This is a genomic window from Megasphaera stantonii (assembly GCF_025567065.1).
Taxonomy (GTDB): Bacteria; Bacillota; Negativicutes; order Veillonellales; family Megasphaeraceae; genus Megasphaera; species Megasphaera stantonii.
Genome location: NZ_JAOQKD010000025.1, coordinates 1 through 14,798 on the forward strand (window position 1 = coordinate 1; position 14,798 = coordinate 14,798).

At 55.6% G+C, this 14,798-nt stretch carries 19 protein-coding genes; 18 read left to right on the plus strand and 1 reads right to left on the minus strand.

What is annotated here, in order from left to right; genetic code table 11:
* The first annotated feature begins 188 nt into the window (after positions 1-188).
* Both OCV58_RS10660 and OCV58_RS10665 read left to right on the plus strand, forming a co-directional pair.
* Positions 189-773: a chromate transporter gene (locus tag OCV58_RS10660; protein ID WP_232818781.1), complete on the plus strand. Its 585-nt coding sequence runs from the start codon at positions 189-191 to the stop codon at positions 771-773.
* 11 nt (positions 774-784) lie between these two features.
* Positions 785-1,351 (plus strand): chromate transporter, encoded by a 567-nt coding sequence (locus tag OCV58_RS10665; protein ID WP_087477131.1) that lies wholly within the window; start codon positions 785-787, stop codon positions 1,349-1,351.
* On the opposite strand, the gene OCV58_RS10670 is transcribed toward OCV58_RS10665, so the two are convergent.
* Entirely contained in the window at positions 1,325-3,976 is a 2,652-nt protein-coding gene (locus OCV58_RS10670; protein WP_154877830.1) for a 3'-5' exonuclease, read from the minus strand. The genes OCV58_RS10665 and OCV58_RS10670 overlap by 27 nt on opposite strands.
* Positions 3,977-4,231: 255 nt before the next feature.
* On the opposite strand from OCV58_RS10670, the gene OCV58_RS10675 reads away from it, so the two are divergent.
* The 16 genes from OCV58_RS10675 to OCV58_RS10750 all read left to right on the plus strand — a co-directional run bounded on the left by OCV58_RS10675 (position 4,232) and on the right by OCV58_RS10750 (position 14,790).
* Entirely contained in the window at positions 4,232-5,398 is a 1,167-nt protein-coding gene (locus OCV58_RS10675; protein ID WP_095629831.1) for a GspE/PulE family protein, read from the plus strand.
* Positions 5,389-6,354: a type IV pilus twitching motility protein PilT gene (locus OCV58_RS10680; protein WP_154877831.1), complete on the plus strand. Its 966-nt coding sequence runs from the start codon at positions 5,389-5,391 to the stop codon at positions 6,352-6,354. The genes OCV58_RS10675 and OCV58_RS10680 overlap by 10 nt, the downstream gene beginning before the upstream one ends.
* The gene (locus OCV58_RS10685) at positions 6,351-7,553 is read left to right on the plus strand and encodes a type II secretion system F family protein (protein WP_154877832.1); all 1,203 of its coding nucleotides are present in this window, start codon (positions 6,351-6,353) and stop codon (positions 7,551-7,553) included. Before OCV58_RS10680 ends, OCV58_RS10685 begins: the two co-directional genes overlap by 4 nt.
* 23 nt (positions 7,554-7,576) lie before the next feature.
* On the plus strand, positions 7,577-7,987 hold the full coding sequence (locus OCV58_RS10690; protein ID WP_087477126.1) for a competence type IV pilus major pilin ComGC: 411 nt from the start codon (positions 7,577-7,579) through the stop codon (positions 7,985-7,987).
* 10 nt (positions 7,988-7,997) lie between these two features.
* On the plus strand, positions 7,998-8,468 hold the full coding sequence (locus OCV58_RS10695) for a prepilin peptidase (protein WP_087477125.1): 471 nt from the start codon (positions 7,998-8,000) through the stop codon (positions 8,466-8,468).
* Positions 8,428-8,919 (plus strand): type II transport protein, encoded by a 492-nt coding sequence (locus OCV58_RS10700; protein WP_154877833.1) that lies wholly within the window; start codon positions 8,428-8,430, stop codon positions 8,917-8,919. Before OCV58_RS10695 ends, OCV58_RS10700 begins: the two co-directional genes overlap by 41 nt.
* Positions 8,867-9,262, plus strand: coding sequence for a hypothetical protein (locus tag OCV58_RS10705; protein ID WP_154877834.1), 396 nt, complete (start codon positions 8,867-8,869; stop codon positions 9,260-9,262). The genes OCV58_RS10700 and OCV58_RS10705 overlap by 53 nt, the downstream gene beginning before the upstream one ends.
* Positions 9,213-9,755 (plus strand): hypothetical protein, encoded by a 543-nt coding sequence (locus tag OCV58_RS10710; protein WP_154877835.1) that lies wholly within the window; start codon positions 9,213-9,215, stop codon positions 9,753-9,755. Before OCV58_RS10705 ends, OCV58_RS10710 begins: the two co-directional genes overlap by 50 nt.
* Complete coding sequence (locus OCV58_RS10715) at positions 9,752-10,189, plus strand: hypothetical protein (RefSeq protein WP_087477121.1); 438 nt, start codon at positions 9,752-9,754, stop codon at positions 10,187-10,189. Before OCV58_RS10710 ends, OCV58_RS10715 begins: the two co-directional genes overlap by 4 nt.
* A 13-nt stretch (positions 10,190-10,202) precedes the next feature.
* Positions 10,203-10,973: a hypothetical protein gene (locus OCV58_RS10720; RefSeq protein WP_087477120.1), complete on the plus strand. Its 771-nt coding sequence runs from the start codon at positions 10,203-10,205 to the stop codon at positions 10,971-10,973.
* A 9-nt stretch (positions 10,974-10,982) separates the two neighbouring features.
* The gene (locus OCV58_RS10725; RefSeq protein ID WP_154877836.1) at positions 10,983-11,531 is read left to right on the plus strand and encodes a PilN family protein; all 549 of its coding nucleotides are present in this window, start codon (positions 10,983-10,985) and stop codon (positions 11,529-11,531) included.
* Positions 11,497-11,940 carry a hypothetical protein gene (locus tag OCV58_RS10730; RefSeq protein ID WP_087477118.1) on the plus strand — a complete coding sequence of 148 codons (444 nt, stop codon included), beginning with the start codon at positions 11,497-11,499 and terminating at the stop codon, positions 11,938-11,940. The genes OCV58_RS10725 and OCV58_RS10730 overlap by 35 nt, the downstream gene beginning before the upstream one ends.
* Before the next feature lie 415 nt (positions 11,941-12,355).
* Positions 12,356-12,967, plus strand: a complete 612-nt coding sequence (locus OCV58_RS10735) for a MotA/TolQ/ExbB proton channel family protein (RefSeq protein ID WP_095629838.1) — start codon at positions 12,356-12,358, stop codon at positions 12,965-12,967.
* 12 nt (positions 12,968-12,979) lie between these two features.
* A complete protein-coding gene (locus tag OCV58_RS10740; RefSeq protein WP_087477116.1) occupies positions 12,980-13,384 on the plus strand; it encodes an ExbD/TolR family protein in 405 nt (134 codons plus the stop codon).
* 5 nt (positions 13,385-13,389) lie between these two features.
* Positions 13,390-14,166 carry an energy transducer TonB gene (locus OCV58_RS10745; RefSeq protein WP_154877837.1) on the plus strand — a complete coding sequence of 259 codons (777 nt, stop codon included), beginning with the start codon at positions 13,390-13,392 and terminating at the stop codon, positions 14,164-14,166.
* A gap of 102 nt (positions 14,167-14,268) precedes the next feature.
* Positions 14,269-14,790: a flavodoxin family protein gene (locus tag OCV58_RS10750; protein WP_154877838.1), complete on the plus strand. Its 522-nt coding sequence runs from the start codon at positions 14,269-14,271 to the stop codon at positions 14,788-14,790.
* Positions 14,791-14,798: the final 8 nt, after the last annotated feature.

A 14,798-nucleotide genomic window follows, 5' to 3' on the forward strand; every position in this document is an offset into this window, starting at 1 on the left:
CGGCGTGTTTTGGGCTACCATACGCCGTCAGAGCTATTTGATGCATTCCTCGATGAAGTTTATGCTAGTGAGTGTGTTTCCTGATTATGGTTGTTCAAATTCAACTTGCAATTTACCAATATTTTTAATATATATTGCTTCGTGGTATAATCGACGATGAAAAGATATCACACGGAAGGAGTTTTCCTATGGAACCTAGACCCAGTATTATGGATAAGCCGAGAGACGCCCATTTTTATTGGACGCTGTTTAAGGCGACGTTTCTCGTCAGCGCCTTTACCGTCGGCGGCGGATTTATTATCATTCCCTTATTAAAAGCGAAATATGTAGATGAATACCATTGGATTAACGACAAGGACGCCTTAGATATGGTGGCCGTAGCGCAGTCCATGCCGGGCGTCATCGCGGCCAACTGCGCCATCATCTTAGGCTACCGCATGGCCGGCGTTCTGGGGACCCTCGTGGCCCTGGTGGCGACAATACTGCCGCCGCTCATTACCCTGTCCATCGTTTCGTACTGCTACGACTACTTTGTCCAGAGCGAAATCGTCCGCATGATCCTGCGGGGCATGCAGTGCGGCGCGACGGCGCTCATCGTCAACGTAGCGATCGACTTGTTAGTCAAGCAGGTAAAAAAGAAATTGGTCCTGCCCATGCTGATTATCGTCGGAACTTTTGTCGGCAGCATCGTTTTTGATATCAATATTATGGAATTGATCGTAATCGACGGCATCATCGGGTTTATGTGCATGCGCGCCGCCAAGTACAATTAGGAGGATGCCATATGATATACGCTATACTGTTTATTGAATTCTGCAAGGTCGGCCTGTTCTGCGTCGGCGGCGGCTACGCGTCTATGCCCCTCATTCAGCACTGCGTCGTCGATACGTATCATTGGATGACCATGAGCGAATTCGTCGATATTTTCACCTTGTCCCAGATGATGCCCGGCGCTATCGGCCTCAATGCAGCGACCTTCGCCGGCACGCGCATTGCCGGGTTAGGCGGCGCTATCTGCGCGTCCGTCGGCTTTGTCACGCCGTCCTTTTTCATCGGCATCGCCTTTGCCCGCATTTTCTTAAAATACGGTGACATCGGCCCGGTCCGCGGCATCCTGAACGGCCTGCGTCCGGCTGTCGTAGCCCTCATCTGCGCGGCCAGCCTGAGCTTTATTCTGCTGGCCTTGTGGAACGCCGAAGCGATTCCCCATGATTTTGCCGACTTTAAAGTCAGCGCGTTGGTTATCCTGCTGCTGGCCTTGGCGGCCATCCGCCGGAAATTCGGCGTCATCAAAGTGCTTCTCGGTTCCGGCGTCCTGGGCCTCTTATTTGGCCTGGCCGGCCTCCTGTAACAGATACTGGCCGGGAATGGCGGCGATAAACCGGCTTGGCCCGTAGACGTGCTTTCCTTCGCGGCGGTGCCAGCTTAGGAACAGCCGTTTCCTGGCTCGCGTCATGGCGACGTAAAACAGCCGCTTTTCCTCGTCGAGCTCGCGGCTGTCATCGGCAGTGCGGGACAAGGGAAAGACGCCGTCCTGAAGGCACGCTAAAAATACATAATCGAACTCCAGCCCCTTAGCCTGATGTACTGTAATAATCGGGATTTGGGGCTTTTTTTCCAGCAGGCTGTCTAATTCGCTGTTGGACAGGGCCGTGAGCTGGAGAAATTCCGTCAGGGCGTCGCGCGGGTCCTGGCCGGGGGTGTCCGTTTCCTTAGCCAGGCTGTACAGCTTGCGGATATTTTCCATGCGGTCGATGTGTTCTTCTTGTTCTGTGCGGCTCTGCCGCCCTTCATAGTAGTCTTTTACGCCGCAGCGGAGCATGACGGCGGCGATGAGCTCGCAGGGGCGCTGCGTGTACGACAGCTGCCGCAGTTCGCAGAGTTTTTCGCTTACCGGTTTAAACAACGAGGCATAAATGGCCATGCAGGACCGGCGCTGGGCCGTATAGGGACGGATGTGCTCGTCCAGGGCGTAGCGCAGGATGGCCGCCGTGGCGACGATGTCGTCGAAGGCGTCGTGGCTCGACTGGGTGTCCGGCGTGAAACGGTTGCTCAAATAGCTGAGCTTGTGATTGGGCAGGTTGGGATAAAAGCGGCGGAATATATCCAACGTATCGTAATAGGCGATGTCGTCGGGGCTGTCCATGGACAGGCGTCGCAGCTCGCTGCGCAGGATGCGCAGGTCGTAGGACACGTTGTGACCGACGATGACGGCGCCGTCGGCAAACCGGAGAAAGTCGGCGAGGGCTTCCTTGGGGTCGCGGCCTTCGCGGCGGAGCAGTTCGTCGCTGATATGGTGGATATAGTACGAATCGCCGACGCTGCGGCTGGGCCGGACGTAGGCGTTGAATTTCCCGGCGATTTCGCAGCGCTCGTTCAGGCGGATCGCGGCAATCTGAATGATGTCGTCCCGCGTCGTGTCCGTGCCGGTGCTCTCTACGTCGAAGACGACGACATTGCCTTTTTCCAACGCCGTCAGCAGCAGGCCGAAGGGATCGCCGAAGGCTAGGGCGTCGCCGTCGATGAAGTCGCACAGCCCCAGACCCAGGCGGCGGTACGACGGGCTCTCGATGGTGTCGATGGTGCGGCGGCCGACGCGTTCGGCAAAGCGCAGGAGGATGCGCTTCAGGCTCAGGGCGTCGTGCTTGTTCATCGTCAGGCGCAGAAAGGCCGTGACGTCCTTGCATTCCTGCCGTTTAAACAACTGAAACTGGTCGATCATCGTAAAGGGCAGGCGCTGTTCCGGCGGCAGTCCCTCATTGTGCGAGCGGACGCCGTTCCAGATGACCTTATTGCAGCGATTCGTCCGGGTCATGATGCAGGCTCTAGTCCGTTCCTGCGGCGGCAATGCGGCGATTTGACGGAATATCCAGCGCGCTTCTTCCATGAAATGGGCCGTTTCCACGGCGACGATGGGTTCGCCCTGTTCATGGCCGGCAGCTGTGCCGGGCGCGGGATAAAAAGAGGCGACAGACGGGCCGAACAGGTTGGCCAGACAGTCTGACGACGCCTGGAGCAGCGTTTCCGTAGCCCGGTAATTTATCGTAAAGGTAATGCGGACGGGATGGTAATCCGCAGTGAAGCGGCGCAGGATGGCGTCGGGGTGAGAGCCGCGCCATTCGTAAATGGTCTGGAAATAATCGCCGCAGAGGAAGATGATACGCCCCGGAAACAGGCGGGAAATGAGGTCGTATTCGATGTCGCTCGTATCCTGCATTTCGTCGATGGCGATGTAGGCGAAGCGGTTTTGCCAGCGCCGGCATACGTCGTCCTGCCGCAGCAGGAGAGAGGCCCGGACGATGAGATCTTCAAAGTCCAGGGCATGGTTGGCCGACAACGCCGCGGCGTACTGCTCCATGAGGCCGACGCCGTTTATTGCCAGCCACTGTTCCAGCTCGGCGTCGACGCTGTCCGTATAATTCGTGCAGAACGAGCGGAGACAGCCGTCGTCCCGGCAGACAGCCGCAGCGCCGGCGGCAAAGTCGGCCAGTACGTCGCCGCTTTGGCAGTCATGGAGGGCGCAGTATTTTTTGGACGCTTCTATGAAATTTTGTATATTCTGCATCCTTCCCCGGGCAGATACATCGAGAGAAAGGGGCAGGCTGGCGACGATGTTTTTGCAGTCCTCGTCGTCGTAGACGAGAAAATCGCTGCATACGTCGGAGCCGGCCTTGCTTTCTTCCTTGATGAGAGAGTAGCAGAAACCGTGAATGGTCTTGACGACGACGTCGAGGCCTTTTTCGTGTGCCGTAGAAAAAATTCGATGTTTCAATTCTTTGCAGGCCCGGTTCGTAAAGGTCAGGCAGAGAATCTGAGTTCCTTCGGCTCGTCCCGACTCGACGATAGCGGCGATGCGGCGAGCCAGCACGTTGGTTTTTCCCGTGCCGGCCGGCGCGTTTAACAATATATGATGATCCAAATCGGCGACGACGGCGCGCTGTTCGGCGTTTAAGCCATGCAGGATAGCCTCATCCATAGGCGGGACTCCTTTCGTTCTGTGAAAATACTATGCTAATCATACCATAAAAAGAGAGGCTTTAAAAATTTGGCTGCTCCGTCAATTTCCGTCAATACCAGTCAGCCAGCGTCTATTATGAGCCGTACATGAAGCGATTCTGAGAGATGCATTAAAATCGGCAGTTTGCACATTAAAGGTAGATTAAATTTTTCAGAGGCCGCTCCGGGACGTGGTATGATGACGGTGTAACCCCGACGAGAAAGGAGGAGCATCATGGAATATACGAGGCCGTCCCGGCCGGCCTTTCGCGGCACGGCCCATGAAATCGTATCGGAACTGCTGGTTTACGCCGCCGATTCCGGCGCCAGCGACATTCACATCGAGCCGATGGACCGGGCCGTCCGTATCCGCCTGCGCCGCGACGGCGTGCTGATGTCCGTAGGAGAGTTGCCGGCGGAACGACTCGACGCGGTGACGGCGCGCATCAAGATTTTGGCCAGCCTGGATATTGCCAACAAGCGCCTGCCGCAGGACGGGCGATTCGTCTGGCCCGATGGACGCCGTCCCATCGACATGCGCGTCAGTACGATGCCGACGATTCGCGGCGAAAAGACGGTCATCCGATTGCTGGACGCCGGCCAGGTAACGCTGAATCTGGACTGCCTGGGCCTTGGCGACGATGTGGCGGCGTTGCTGCGGCAGCTGACGAAGCGGAGCAGCGGGCTGTTTTTGTACAGCGGCGCGACGGGCAGCGGCAAGACGACGACCTTATACGCCGCCCTGCAGGAGCTGCACCGGCCGGAAGTGAGCATCGCTACGCTGGAAGATCCAGTGGAGTATAAATTGGAAGGCGTCTGCCAAAGCCAGATCCATGTAAAAAGCGGATTGGAATTTCACAACGGCCTGCGGGCTCTGCTGCGTCAGGATCCGGATATCCTGGTCATCGGCGAAATCCGCGACGTCGAGACGGCCCGCATCGCCATCCGTGCGGCCTTGACGGGGCACCTCGTATTCAGCACCCTCCATGCGGCCAGCGCGGCGGAGGCGCCGATACGATTAATCGACATGGGCATCGCACCGTATTTAGTTGCCGACGCCCTCATCGGCATTACGTCACAGCGCCTGGCCCGCCGCTTGTGCAGCCGATGCCGCAGGCAGGAACAGCCCGGCAGCCCGTCGGCCTTTGTGCATCAAGGATGCGGACACTGCTTTCACAGCGGGTATGACGGCCGGTTCTGCTTGTGCGAGGTGCTGCCTATAGGAGAACACGTCAAAGCCCGTATCCGAAAAAACGGAAGCGCTTCTGATATCGCAGGGGCTGCGGCCCTGGATGGTGCCATATTTACGAAATCCCTGGTGCAGCGGGCCTTAGCCGAGGGCTGGACCGACGCGGAGGAAATCGGCCGCGTGTACAATGTAGGAGACGAAGTATGGACATAGCTGCTGTACTCGCCGCCGCCGTCCAATCGCAAGCATCGGACATTCACTTGCAGGAAGGCCGGCTGCCTTTGCTGCGCCTGGGGGCAGAGCTATTTCCCTGGGGAAATCATCGTGTAGGAGGTGAAGATATTTCCGCGTGGCTGCAGGCCTTAGGCCAGCCCTTTGACGGACGGCCCTATGTGTCGACGGCATTTTCCTGGGATGGGCGCGTCCGCTGCCGCCTTCATGGCAGCCGCGAGCAAGCCGGCGTTCACGTCGTCGTGCGGATACTGTATCCCCTTGATATGCTGCCGCCTGACGGTGACGAACTATTGCTGCGGCGGCTGAGCGGACTGGACGACGGCCTCGTGCTGGTATGCGGGCCGACGGGGAGCGGCAAGACGACAGCCTTATGGCGAATACTGTGCTGGGCGAATGCCAACCGCCGCTGCCACATCATTACGCTGGAAGATCCCATTGAATATGTCGTGCCGGGGGAGCTGGCCCTTATCAGCCAGCGGGAATATGGGATTCACTTCCAGTCCTTTGCCGAAGGGGTACGGGAAGCGCTGCGCCAGGACCCGGATATACTGCTTGTCGGCGAAATGCGCGACAGGGAGACCATGGATGCGGCATTGACGGCGGCGGAAACGGGGCATCTCGTCTTCGCTACCCTTCATACCCGCTCGGCAGCGCAGGCCGTCAGCCGCATGGCCGGAGCCTATGCCGGCGCGGAACAGGAAGAGATGCGCTGCCGCCTGGCTATGGTACTGCAGGGAATCTTGGCTCAGCGCCGGCGCGATGGAGCTGACGGCGCTTATATTGCCAGGGAGATCTTGCTGCATACGCCGGCCGTCGCTCAACTCATCCGCAGCGGCAGGGAGCATCAGCTGGCGACAGTTATGCAGACCGGCGCGGCCCTGGGGATGCGGACGATGGAACAAGCGCTGCAGCGGCATAGGCGGAATCTGATATGAAACGATTTGTTGTGACATGCACCGACATGCACGGACGGAAAATGACATACAAGCTGACGGCTCCCAGCTCGGAAGCGGTTCGCGCCATGGCTCGGCGTCGTTCCTGGCGAATCATGGCGATGGAAGAAACGACGCCCCTTTTGGATTTTGTATTCCGCCTCCGCCCTTTTTCCTATAAGACCTTGTCTCTCTTGTTTTACCAGCTGGGCGCGATGACCCGGGCCGGCATTCCCTTTGTGCAGGCCTGCCGGCTTTTATTGCACGACGTGACGAGCAAAAAGCAGCGTCAGGCTATGAAGCTGGCCGTCGACTATATGGAAAAAGGAATGGCCGTGTCGGAAGCTTTAGGGCAGACCGGGTTATTTCCTTCGCTGGTCTGCCGCATTGTCAGTGCCGGCGAGCGGGCCGGCAATTTGGAGCAGATGCTGTATCTTCTGGGCCAATATTACGAGCAGGCAGATAAGCAGCGCCGTTTTCTGATGGACGCCTTATCGTATCCGCTGTTTCTCCTGCTCTGTACGACGGCTATGACAGTCGGCATCGTCGCGTTTATCCTGCCGGTGTTTGAAGCTATGTTTAACCAGATGCAGATGCCGCTGCCGGCGATGACGGCGTATATGCTGGCCGGGGCGCATATACTGCAGTTTTACGGCGCTGCGCTGGCCGCAGGAGCTGTTGCGGGTATTGCGTCGCTGCTCCTTTTGCTGCGCCGTCCCGGTGTGCGGCGATATGCAGAAGACAAGCTGTTTTCCCTTTCGGCATTGCGGCGTCTGTGCGTGATTTTTTGCTGGCAGCGGTTCAGCCAAATACTGGCCGTGCAGATACGCTGCGGCATTCCCTTGCTGGACGCCTTGGACGATGGAGCTGCCGTCGTGCCCGTCGATTGGTTTCGTCGGGCCGTAAATCAGGCGGCGCGGCGGTTGGAAAACGGCAGCTCCTTCAGCCAGGCCGTGCGATTAGGCCAATTCGGCACGCCGTATATCGAGACGATGCTTTTAGTCGGGGAAACGACGGGGCGGTATGAAGATGCCCTGCAGGCTGTTTCCGAGTATTACCAGTGGCGCATCCAGTCGCGTCTGTCCGTCGTACAGCGTTTGGCAGGGCCTTTGATGCTCCTTGGCGTCGGCGCTGTTATAGGAACACTTGTCATCTCATGTATGTTGCCGCTGCTGGATATGGCGGCAGGCATGGTACCGTAAGAAATGAAAGGAGAGTTGTGTATATGTTCATTCGCATTCGTTTATGGTTATCTCCGTCCCGACGGAGAAAAAACGGGTTTTCTCTGCTGGAAATGCTGGTGGTTGTCAGCATCATTTTGATTTTAGCTACCGTAGCCGTGCCGAAGTTTACGTCAGCCGGGAAAACGGCGAAAATTGCCAAGATTGAAGCCGACTTGCACACGATCAGCAACGCGGCGGCGCTGTATGAAGTCGAAACCGGCGCGTATCCCGACTCCGTCGATGACCTGGTAAAGAAAGGAAGCTCCGGCAAAGCCTATCTCCAGTCCAAGCCGACATTGCCGGACGGAACGGAGTACAGCATTAACAGCGAAGGCGTCGTATCCGGCGTATTTGACGGCGTGACCTATGATTCGGCGGCCAGCCATCGGACGACAGCTGCGGAGAGCGGCTGATGACTGAGATATGACCGGCGATATGGCTGCCGCTTTGAGCTGGGGATACGGAATATGGCTGGCGGTCATGGCCTTATGCACGATTGTCGTCATCTATACGGATATATCCTGGTATTGGATTCCCGATGGGATTGTATGCGTTGCGGCGTTGGCAAACGGGGCCGCCGTAGCAGGCGGCCTCGTAGCTCCCTGCAGTGCAGTCAGCATCGGGTTTGCCTTGTCCTTTGCCCTGCTGTACTTTCTGTATCCGCAGGGCATCGGCAGCGGCGACGTCAAGCTGGCGGCGGCCCTGTGCCTGGGCTGCAGCGGCTCGACGGCCTATATTATGACGACGGCCGCGTTCCTGTCCGCTTTGATTGGGGCGGCTGCGTGGCGGCTCTATGCCCGAAAGAACTGCATTCCCTTCGGCCCGTTTTTGTGGATAGGATGGTGGATAGCCTTTGCGGCAGGAGAAGAACTTATGGCCTGGATGGCTGGCTAATGCATGCCGGCGGCGCGAAAACGGCTATCTGTTGACGGAATACCTTGTACTGCTCGGATTGCTGGGGTTATTTTTTACATTGGCGATGCCTAAGATGACCTGGGATTCCCACCGTTATGCTGTAGACGTCATGACGCGGGAAATCGCCGTCGACTTGCAGCGCATGCGCCAGCATTCCCTGACGAACGGGACGGCCGATATGGACGGATGGACGTTGTCGCTGCGAAAAGACAAATATGTCATCATGCAGCGGTATACTGTCCATAAAACGAGGATATATCCGAAGGGGATTACGATTCCTACCGGAAAAAACGGACGAAAGGACTTTACGTTTGATGGCAAAGGAAGACCGCAGAGCGATATGGAGCTTACTGTCGCCAGTTCCAGCGCACAGCCTTATGAAAAGAAAATCATCGTGGCCGCTCAGACCGGCCGTATCCGCATCGAATAAGAAAAACGGATTTCTGCTGGCCGATGCCGTGACGGCGTCTGTTATCGGAATTCTCCTCTTTACGCCGGCGTTGATGCTGACGGCCCAGGCCGTTTCGGCTTACCGGCAGGCCCGCCATATTATCGGAGCTGCTGCTGCAGGGCGGTCGGAGATGGAAGAACTGCGCGGAGAAGACAGGAATTTTTCTTTGCAGAAAGAGGTGACGGGGCCGCGCGGCACGTATACGCTGCGCAGCCAGGCTGAGAATGTAGACGGCCTGTATATTCGATACAGAGTGGAGGTGCAGGACTCTGATGGAGGCGTTCACGTTTTTATCCGCCTGGCGGAATCGGAAGAAAGCTAATGGGTTCGTGCTGACCGAACTCGTCGCGGCACTGGCCGTCGCAGCTATCGTCATGACGGCGCTTCTGCTGATGCTGGTGCAGACGGCGGCAAACTGCCGCTACGGCGAAAGCTGGGAAGAACTATCCCGACAGGGCATGGTGATGGAAGAAACGATATTCGGCGTACTGCGTTTTGCCCGGAATATCGAGGTATCGCCTAAGACGGTACGGTGCCGCGACGAACAAAACGGGCTGACAGGATTTTCTGTCAAAAACGGACGGGTATATCGTTTGCTGAGCAACGGCAGCGAACAGCCTCTGACGGGTTCGGTAAACGCCGGGCTGCGGGAAGACCGCATCAGCGTGCGTTCTCAGGGTGACAGGCCCTATTTTTCCGCCGATGGAGAAAAAATACACGTTTATATTGAGCTGTACGACGCCTATACGGGACAATCCTGGCCCTGCGTGCTGACCGTTACGCCGCTGCCTTGCCAATGGGAGGATGCGGCATGAGACGAAAAAACGGGTATATGACGTTCTGCATCTTGGCGCTGGGAACGGCGGCGCTGCTGCTGGCTGCGTCGGCTGCGCATTTATCTGCCCAATACGTCCGGTCTGCCCGTCAATACGAAGAAGCCGTTCAGTTATCCTATGCTTCGGAAAGCGCCCTGCTGGTGAGCTGGCGCGACTTGCGCAGCCGGCGGTGGCAGGATGTGCCGGAACGGCGGACGTGGGCTTTTAACGATGTATGGGGGATTGCCGAAGGAGGACAGCGCATAGAAATCCAGTGCGTTGCATCGCCATATTCTCTGCCGTTCAACGGCGTGCTGCGCGCGTCGGCCGTGTCGGATCATACCCTTTTGAAGCGAACCTGCGCCCTGCAGTTCCGGGTGCAGAAAGGCGACGACGGCAGCGCCTCTTTCGCTGTCCGGCAAATTGTGTATTAAGGAGGGCAAATGAATGAGTATAGTCCAAGGATATCGGGCCTACATATGGCTGTCGCAGCGGCACATATATGTTTTGAAAACGGAAACGAGCTGGTACGGCGGCGTCCGCAGCCGGCAGCTCTGCCTTTATGATTGTCCTGGCGACTGGCTCGCATGGCCTGAGAAAATAAAGAAGTGCCTGAGAGATATTATTGCTGTATATGGATTGCAGGATTATACGACGTATCTTCTGCTCAGCGGCCCGTCTTTACTGTGGAAAGAGCTGAAGCTGGCGACGAAACGGAAGGAAGAGGCGCGAAGCATGGTCGTATGGGATGAGGCGATTGGCGACGGCAGCACGGCGTACGCCTTTGATTTAGCCCGAACTGCAGAACCGCCTGAGGGAGGCCTGTACGGCTGGATGAGCGCCGCCTATCCTTACGATATGGTAACAGATATGATTCAGACGCTGCGGTCCGGGAATTGCTGCGTCAGGAGAATTGACGTTCTTCCGGCGGCGGCAGGACGCCTCTGTCCGTCCGGGACTGGCATTTTATATCTGTGCGAACCGGCGCTGATTCATGTGGTTCAGCTGAAGTCGGGAGTTCCCTTATCCTATGCCTGCACTTCGGCGCTGCCGGAAGAAGGACGGATTTGGCAAGAAGCGCAGGAACAGATGCATCATGGGGTGTGGTACGACGAAGAGAAAGGAATGTGGTCTATTCCGCCGGTGTCGGAGTCTGTGAAGCGAGATATGGATCGGTGGGAATTAGTATATCCGGCTGCCGTACTGGCAGCGTATTAGGAGCAGCGTATGGAATTCAATTTAATCCCTCAGGAGCAGCGCCCTTCGTCATGGTCCTTGTTGGCGCTGCGGTTGAGTAAAAAGCTTGCTGCGCTGCTGGTCGTCGTGACTCTGGCCGTCGGCGCAGCCGGTGCGATCTTTCAGATGCGGACGATTTGGGAACAAGAACGGTTTACGGATCAGGCTTTTCCTATTCAGAAACGTATTGTGCAGCAAAATGAGTGGGAACGAAAGCTGCACGAGTTGAAAGAGCGGCACGACGAAGACCAACGAAAGCGGCTTCATTGGCCGGAAATTCTCGTGTGCCTTGCCGATACCAAGCCGGAAGGCGCATTTGTAGAAAAAATCGAAATGCGTCGCCATGTGTTGTCAATATCTGGTATGGCAAATGAAGTCGGCACCGAGAGAAAATGGCAGGACGCCCTGCGTCGCCAGCCTTCTGTACGTTCGGTTTCGGCCAGCCGCATGAAGCAGGCAGGACAGACGGCGGAAACGGCGTTTCTGCTGGAGGTGGAATGGGCGAATGATGAGCAGGATACTTCACGACAAAAGGCATAAACAATTCCTTTGGTATATCCTTCTGGTACTGCTTTTGCTGTCCTTCGTCCATTGCGCCTACTGGTACCGGCAATGGCAAGCGTGGAAGGCAGTCAATGGCCGCATTTGTTCCTATGAAGTGACAGCAGCGGAGTGGAAAGACCGGGAAGACATTATCAGGAAATGGCAGGGGGCCGATGAAGACGTACTGGACATCGTACAGCGCCAGGCCGATGCGTGCGGCTTACAAGTACTTTCGTTTTATGCATCACCGCAGGAAAAAAGCCGATATCATGTAGAATTAAGCGGGGCTTACGGGAGCTACATTCATTTTTTCAATCAAATGGAACGAGAAGGCCCCTTATTCTCCGTTTCTTTAGAACGTATGGAACGATGCGGCGACGCCGTATTGGCTGTCATAAAAATTTAAATATATATTTTAGAGACATACTCCTCACGCAGACTAATATATTTGATATTTGTCTGGATGAGGAGTATTTTTTAATAATTATTATTGTCGTTTGGTCTAATCGGGCTATTTTTATGTCTGATTGGAGTAGATTTTTTTTCATATCCTTGGTATCATATACGTGCATTTTATTATATGAATACAATAATCAATATCTTAAAAATGATCAGTAAAGGAGATGGATAACAGTGGCGCAAAAAAACATGAAAAGTGCTGAAAAAGGTACATGGGAAAGCGTAGCGTGCACTCTGGGGTTATGGGTTATTTTCGTTTCTGCCGCCGCGTTATGCATATAAGATTTGTAAGCGGCAAAGTGTATCAAGGAATCATCGCATTTATATAAGTTAGTAACTATAATCATTAAGGAGTGTAACAAATGGAAGGATTCGCGTATTTTCTGCATTTATTTCACAGCGGCGGCCTGGTTATGTATCCGCTGCTGGCCTTATCTATTTTTACGGTAGCCATTGCGATTGAACGGTTTTACTATTACCGGGCCAATCGTCGGGATTCGAAAAAGTTTTTTACTGGTGTTGATCATGCTATTCGTGATCAGCAATGGGATACGGCGGAAAATTTCTGCCGGAAATTCCCTACGGCTATCAGCCGCATTATTGCCAGCGGCCTCCGGCATAAGGATGATGAAAAAGCCATGAAAGATGCTTTCAATGAACAGATGACGATTGAATCCATCGCCTTTCGCCGCTACCTCGATTACCTCAGCGCTATCGTCACGATTGCGCCGCTTCTCGGGCTTCTCGGCACAGTAACGGGCATGATCAGCACGTTCAGCGTTTTAGACAGCGGCGCTGGTGCCACGGCGATTACCGGCGGTGTCGGTGAGGCTCTTATTGCGACGGCATCGGGGTTGTGTGTGGCGATCATTGCTTTCTGCGTATATACCTACTTCGACCATCAGCTGGATACTATTGTGACGGATACGGAAAAGCTGTGCCTTACCGTAGTGAACGCCAGAAATGCAAGGTAGGAGGTAAGGCTGATGTTTACGAATGTCAGGATGAAAAAGAAACCGGCTTTTATGATCATTCCGATGATTGATATTATCTTTTTCCTGCTTGTGTTTTTTATGATGAACAGCCTGCAGACCGTAGCGCAGAAAGCGCTGTCCGTCCAGCTCCCTCAGGCTCAGAGCGCGTCGGCGCCTGTGCAGATGCCCATTATCCTGACGGTTGATGCGGAAGGGCATATTACGATGGATAATCGTCCTGTCAGCTTTGACGAAGCATCGGAACGGATGAAGCGACACATGGCAGAAAATGCCAACGCTGCCGTAATTCTGCAGGCCGACCGCCGTACGGCTCATGGTCAGGTAGTCGCTGTCATGGATATGTTGAAATCTGCTGGTGTTAAGCGTCTGGCCATCGCTGCAGAACAGAAGGGATGACGCCTATGCGGGAAATTTCATGGATACGAGCTTATGCCGGCTCGGCAGTAGTCCACCTGCTCGTCGTAGGCGCGGCGGCCATGTTTCTTGCCGGAGCTGTGATGCAGCAGGAACAACAGCAGATGTATGTCATAGATTTAGACACCAGCGAACTGTCTAGTGCTGGAAGCGGGCATGCCGGCGGCGGCGGCGAACTGTTTCCGGAAAAGCTGTCTGAAACAGCCGTAGCCGAGCGTGTGGCGCAAATAGATGCCAGCCAATCGGCTGTTATGCCTCATCCGCAGTTGTCAGATGCCGTGCCGGAACCGGCTCCCAGCAGTCAGCCCGCTCCGGCTGCCGCCAGTTCGTCTGCTGCTGGCGGAGGTGGTGTCGGCAGCAGTGTGGGAGCTGGCAGCGGTACGGGTACTGGCTCAGGCGTCGGAGACGGGACGGGCGATGGCCAGGGCTATGGAGAAGGCGCCGGCGACGGTCAGGGCAGCGGTTACAGCGGCGCAGAAGGGACCGGTTCATCGCCGTTTGATTCCGATGGATTCTGGTCTGCTGTCAACGCCAATAAATCCTATCCGCCTATGGCTGTCCGCCGCGGTTTGACTGGTTCCGTTACCATTACGGTTACGCTGGACAGCAGCGGAAACTGCGTCAATGCCTATGTATCCGGCTCATCGGGACAGAGTATTTTGGATAAGGCTGCTCTCAACGCTGTATATGCCGCCTGCCCGTATCCGAATGCCAGCGGGCAGGATGTAACGGTAAACGTGCCTGTTACCTTTAATTTGAATTAATTCCCCCGGTTTGTCGGATCGTTTTTTTTCGGTCATATGGAGCTGAAGAAACGAGATTCGTATCCATTATAAAAAATTATGCCATAAAAGGAGAGTGTATGTATGAAAACGATCGTTTTGTACTCGACGCGTACAGGAAATACGAAAAAGGTGGCCGAAGCAATTGCCGAAGCCTTGCCGGCAGGGACGCCTTGCCTTTCCGTTAAAGAGGCGCCGGCTGATATTGACCGCTACGACTGCGTGTTCCTCGGATTTTGGGTAGACCGCGGTACGGCAGATAAGGATTCGCAGGACATGCTGAAACAGCTGACGAATAAGCATGTCGCTATATTTGCAACGTTAGGAGCCGATCCGAAGTCGGAACATGCGGCGAAGAGCCTGGATAACGGCGCGGCCTTTCTGTCGGAAGGCGTCCATGTCGCCGGTACGTTTATCTGCCAGGGCGCAGTAGACCCCAAGCTTATTGAAATGATGTACAAGCAGTTCCCGGCTGGCCATCCCCACGGCAAATCGCCGGAACGGGACGCCCTTCATGCCGAAGCAGCCAAGCATCCCGATGCTGCTGATTTGGAAAATGCCAAAGCCTTTGCGGCAGATGTCATGAAGAAGCTTGCTGCGGAATAAGGGAGACG

What these genes read in the sequence shown, in the direction of transcription:
- OCV58_RS10660 (WP_232818781.1), top strand. Translation starts at nt 189, where the DNA reads ATGGAACCTAGACCCAGTATTATGGATAAGCCGAGAGACGCCCATTTT.
- OCV58_RS10665 (WP_087477131.1), top strand. Translation starts at nt 785, where the DNA reads ATGATATACGCTATACTGTTTATTGAATTCTGCAAGGTCGGCCTGTTC.
- OCV58_RS10670 (WP_154877830.1), bottom strand. Translation starts at nt 3,976, where the DNA reads ATGGATGAGGCTATCCTGCATGGCTTAAACGCCGAACAGCGCGCCGTC.
- OCV58_RS10675 (WP_095629831.1), top strand. Translation starts at nt 4,232, where the DNA reads ATGGAATATACGAGGCCGTCCCGGCCGGCCTTTCGCGGCACGGCCCAT.
- OCV58_RS10680 (WP_154877831.1), top strand. Translation starts at nt 5,389, where the DNA reads ATGGACATAGCTGCTGTACTCGCCGCCGCCGTCCAATCGCAAGCATCG.
- OCV58_RS10685 (WP_154877832.1), top strand. Translation starts at nt 6,351, where the DNA reads ATGAAACGATTTGTTGTGACATGCACCGACATGCACGGACGGAAAATG.
- OCV58_RS10690 (WP_087477126.1), top strand. Translation starts at nt 7,577, where the DNA reads ATGTTCATTCGCATTCGTTTATGGTTATCTCCGTCCCGACGGAGAAAA.
- OCV58_RS10695 (WP_087477125.1), top strand. Translation starts at nt 7,998, where the DNA reads ATGACCGGCGATATGGCTGCCGCTTTGAGCTGGGGATACGGAATATGG.
- OCV58_RS10705 (WP_154877834.1), top strand. Translation starts at nt 8,867, where the DNA reads ATGAAAAGAAAATCATCGTGGCCGCTCAGACCGGCCGTATCCGCATCG.
- OCV58_RS10710 (WP_154877835.1), top strand. Translation starts at nt 9,213, where the DNA reads ATGGAGGCGTTCACGTTTTTATCCGCCTGGCGGAATCGGAAGAAAGCT.
- OCV58_RS10715 (WP_087477121.1), top strand. Translation starts at nt 9,752, where the DNA reads ATGAGACGAAAAAACGGGTATATGACGTTCTGCATCTTGGCGCTGGGA.
- OCV58_RS10720 (WP_087477120.1), top strand. Translation starts at nt 10,203, where the DNA reads ATGAGTATAGTCCAAGGATATCGGGCCTACATATGGCTGTCGCAGCGG.
- OCV58_RS10725 (WP_154877836.1), top strand. Translation starts at nt 10,983, where the DNA reads ATGGAATTCAATTTAATCCCTCAGGAGCAGCGCCCTTCGTCATGGTCC.
- OCV58_RS10730 (WP_087477118.1), top strand. Translation starts at nt 11,497, where the DNA reads ATGATGAGCAGGATACTTCACGACAAAAGGCATAAACAATTCCTTTGG.
- OCV58_RS10735 (WP_095629838.1), top strand. Translation starts at nt 12,356, where the DNA reads ATGGAAGGATTCGCGTATTTTCTGCATTTATTTCACAGCGGCGGCCTG.
- OCV58_RS10740 (WP_087477116.1), top strand. Translation starts at nt 12,980, where the DNA reads ATGTTTACGAATGTCAGGATGAAAAAGAAACCGGCTTTTATGATCATT.
- OCV58_RS10745 (WP_154877837.1), top strand. Translation starts at nt 13,390, where the DNA reads ATGCGGGAAATTTCATGGATACGAGCTTATGCCGGCTCGGCAGTAGTC.
- OCV58_RS10750 (WP_154877838.1), top strand. Translation starts at nt 14,269, where the DNA reads ATGAAAACGATCGTTTTGTACTCGACGCGTACAGGAAATACGAAAAAG.